Source organism: Mycobacterium sp. (assembly GCF_051006775.1).
GTDB lineage: Bacteria > Actinomycetota > Actinomycetes > Mycobacteriales > Mycobacteriaceae > Mycobacterium.
On sequence record NZ_JBPCSX010000120.1, the window covers coordinates 1 to 4,010 of the forward strand.

A 4,010-nucleotide genomic window follows, 5' to 3' on the forward strand; every position below is an offset into this window, starting at 1 on the left:
GGTGGCCGGCTCGCTGGCACCGCTGAAGGTCGATCTCACCGGCGGACTGGGCGAGGTCGACCTCGACATGGCCGAGTTGGCAGCGAAGGCACGCGAGGAGATGTCGGCCGGTGCCGACACACCGGATGCCGACGGACCGGTCCCCGGCACCATCGCGGCACTGCCGTCCCCGCCGCGCGGACCCCGGCCCGGCCCGGCGCCGGACTGGGCTGACATCGACGTCGACCCGGCTGATCTGGTGGTCATCGTCGGAGCGGCCGAACTCGGCCCGTACGGATCCTCGCGCACCCGCTACGAGATGGAGGTGGAGAACGAACTCTCCGCCGCCGGTGTACTCGAACTGGCGTGGACCACCGGACTGGTGACCTGGGAGAGCGACCCCAAGCCGGGCTGGTACGACGCCGCCAGTGGGGACATGATCGACGAGACCGAACTGGTCGAGCACTACCACGACGCGGTCATCGAACGTTGTGGCATCAGGGAATTCGTGGCCGACGGCTCCCTGAAGGCCGACCACAGCACCGAGTTGCTGGTGAGCGTCTTCCTGGATCGCAACTTCAGTTTCGTGGTGTCCTCGGAGGCGGAAGCGCGTGCCTTCGAGCACGCCGACCCCGAGCACACCGTGGTGCGCCCGACCGGCGAGACCGGCGACTGGGAGGTGATCCGCAAGGCGGGCACCGAGATTCGGGTGCCGCGCAGGGCGAAACTGTCGCGCACCGTCGGCGGGCAGATCCCGACCGGGTTCGACCCGACGGTCTGGGGTATCAGCCCGGATATGGTCAGTGCCGTCGACCGGGTGGCGCTGTGGAATATGGTCGCCACCGTCGACGCATTCCTGTCCTCGGGGTTCACCCCTGCCGAATTGATGCGCTGGGTTCACCCCAGCCTGGTGGCCAGCACCCAGGGCACCGGCATCGGCGGCCTGACGAGCATGCAGACGATGTTCCACGGCAACCTGACGGGCAGCCCGAAGCCCAACGACATCCTCCAGGAGGTTCTGCCGAATGTCGTTGCGGCCCATGTGATGCAGTCCTACGTCGGCGGTTACGGCGCGATGGTGCACCCGGTCGGCGCGTGCGCCACCGCCGCGGTCTCCATCGAGGAGGGCATGGACAAGATCCGGCTCGGCAAGGCCGATCTTGTGGTGGCCGGTGGTTTCGACGATATGACCTCGGATGCCATCACCGGTTTCGGCGATATGTCCGCCACCGCCGACACCGAGATGATGCGCGCCAAGGGGATCAGCGACTCGAAGATCTCCCGTGCCAACGACCGCCGCCGGCTCGGCTTCCTCGAGGCCCAGGGCGGCGGCACCATCCTGCTGGCGCGCGGCGATCTGGCGCTCAAGATGGGCCTGCCGGTTCTCGGAGTGGTCGCCTACGCGCAGAGCTTCGCTGATGGCGTGCACACCTCGATCCCGGCACCGGGGCTGGGCGCTCTGGGCGCCGGCCGCGGCGGGCGGGAGTCGGTGCTGGCGCGTTCGCTGGCCACCCTCGGTGTCGGTGCCGATGACATCGCGGTGATCTCCAAGCACGACACCTCAACGCTGGCCAACGATCCCAACGAGACCGAGTTGCACGAGCGCCTGGCCGACGCGTTCGGCCGGTCGGCCGGGGCGCCGCTGTTCGTCATCTCCCAGAAGAGCCTGACCGGGCATGCCAAGGGTGGCGCGGCGGTGTTCCAGACCATCGGGCTGTGCCAGGTGCTGCGCGACGGCGTCATTCCGCCGAACCGCAGTCTGGATTGCGTCGACGACGAACTGGCGGTCTCCGCGCACTTCGTGTGGCCGCGGGAGACGCTGCGGCTCGGCGATCGGGTGCCGCTCAAGGCCGGTCTGGTGACCAGCCTCGGCTTCGGTCACGTCTCCGGTCTGGTTGCGGTCGTCCATCCGCAGGCCTTCCTGGCGTCGCTGAGTCCCGAGCAGGGTGCGGACTATGTGCGGCGGTCCGACGCCCGGGTGTTGGGCGGTCAGCGCCGGCTTGCCTCGGCGATGGCCGGTGGCCGTCCGCTCTACGAGCGGCCCGCCGACCGCCGCTTCGACCACGACTCTCCGGAGAAGCCCCAGGAGGCGGCGATGCTGCTGGATCCGGCTGCGCGACTGGGTCTCGACGACCTGTACTCGGAGTAGGGTCGCGCCGTGGCGATTATCGGAGTGGGGATCGACCTTGTCTGCATATCGGACTTCGCCGAGCAGGTGGACCGTCCGGGCACGGTCTTCGCCGAGACATTCACCCCCGGCGAACGTCGCCATGCGGCCGACAAGAGTTCGGAAGCGGCCCGGCATCTGGCCGCCCGGTGGGCTGCGAAAGAAGCGGTGATCAAGGCCTGGTCCGGGTCGCGGTTCGCGCACCGGCCGATGCTGCCGGAGGGGATCCACCGCGACATCGAGGTGATCAGCGACATGTGGGGCCGGCCCAAGGTGCGTCTCACCGGTGCGATCGCCGAGCACCTGGCCGACGTCGCCATCCATGTGTCGCTGACCCACGAGGGTGACACCGCCGCCGCGGTGGCCGTCCTGGAGACCATCGACCTCTGACTGGCCTAACCTCTTTGCGGTGAGTGATCTGATCCAGCGGGTGCGCGCTGTCCTGCCGCAAGTCCGGCGTGATCTCGAGGACCTGGTGCGTATCCAATCGGTGTGGGCCGACCCGGCCCGCCGGGACGAGGTGCACCGCAGTGCGCGCGCGGTGGCCGGGCTGTTGCGCGACGCGGGATTCGGCGAGGTGGAGATCGTCAGCTCCGGTGGTGCACCCGCGGTGATCGCACGGCATCCCGCGCCGGCCGGTGCGCCGACGGTCTTGCTCTATGCGCACCACGATGTGCAGCCTGAAGGTGTTGCTGCGCAATGGGATTCGGCGCCGTTCGAGCCAACTGAACGTGACGGCAGGCTTTACGGCCGCGGCACCGCCGACGACAAGGCCGGTATCGCAACGCATCTGGCGGCGTTCCGTGCGCACGGCGGCCGGCCGCCGGTGGGGGTGACGGTATTCGTCGAAGGGGAGGAGGAGTCCGGTTCGCCGTCGCTGAGCGCACTGCTGGCCGAGCATAAGGACAAACTCGCCGCCGACGTGATCGTGATCGCCGACTCGGACAACTGGACCGCCGAGATTCCCGCGCTGACCGTATCGCTGCGCGGACTGGCCGATTGTGTGGTCGAGGTCGCCACGCTGGACCACGGGTTGCATTCGGGGCTGTGGGGAGGAGTCGTCCCGGACGCGTTGACCGTGCTGGTGCGACTGTTGGCCGGCTTGCACGATGACGACGGCAACGTAGCGGTGGCCGGACTGCACGAGGCGGTCGCCGCGCCGGTGGACCGCGATCCCGGTTGGGTCCGGGCGGAGTCGGGACTTCTCGACGGGGTCAGTGAGATCGGAACCGGCTCTGTGGCACAACGGATGTGGGCCAAACCCGCGATCACCGTGATCGGGATCGACACCACCGGAATCGCGCAGGCGTCGAACACACTGATCCCGCGGGCCCGGGCCAAGGTCAGCCTTCGAGTCCCACCCGGCGGTGATGCCGCGGCGCACCTGGACCTGCTGCGCCGGCACCTCGAGGAGCACGCCCCATGGGGTGCGCACGTCACCGTCATTCCGGGCGAGGTCGGACAGCCCTACGCAATCGACGCCACCGGGCCGGTGTACGACGCCGCCCGGGACGCTTTCCGGCAGGCGTGGGGAGTAGAGCCGGTGGACATGGGGATGGGCGGCTCGATTCCGTTCATCGCCGAGTTCGCCGCCGCCTTCCCGAAGGCCACCATCCTGGTCACCGGCGTGGAGGATCCGGGCACCCAGGCGCACAGCGTCAACGAGAGCCTGCACCTCGGCGTTCTGGAGCGCGCGGCCACCGCTGAGGCGCTGCTCCTGGCGAAGCTGGCCGACTGAGTTCTTCGAGCCGCTTTTTTGTCGGATCGTTGTTTTATTGTTCGAACATGAGTTCGATGGATTCGTCGGGGGCGGTGGCCCAGATCGATGCCGCGTTGGATGTGCTGCTCGGGGTTGATCTGTCGG

3 protein-coding genes are annotated in these 4,010 nt (G+C 68.6%); all 3 read left to right on the forward strand.

Features of this window, described 5'->3' with window-relative positions:
• A partial coding sequence (locus ACR2JI_RS08780) for a beta-ketoacyl synthase N-terminal-like domain-containing protein (protein WP_526389698.1) occupies window positions 1–2,128 on the forward strand: 2,128 nt, incomplete at its 5' end.
• Between the two features lie 9 nt (window positions 2,129–2,137).
• The gene (gene acpS, locus ACR2JI_RS08785; protein WP_526389699.1) at window positions 2,138–2,536 is read left to right on the forward strand and encodes a holo-ACP synthase AcpS; all 399 of its coding nucleotides are present in this window, start codon (window positions 2,138–2,140) and stop codon (window positions 2,534–2,536) included.
• 19 nt (window positions 2,537–2,555) lie between these two features.
• Window positions 2,556–3,884: a dipeptidase gene (locus tag ACR2JI_RS08790; RefSeq protein ID WP_526389700.1), complete on the forward strand. Its 1,329-nt coding sequence runs from the start codon at window positions 2,556–2,558 to the stop codon at window positions 3,882–3,884.
• Window positions 3,885–4,010: the final 126 nt, after the last annotated feature.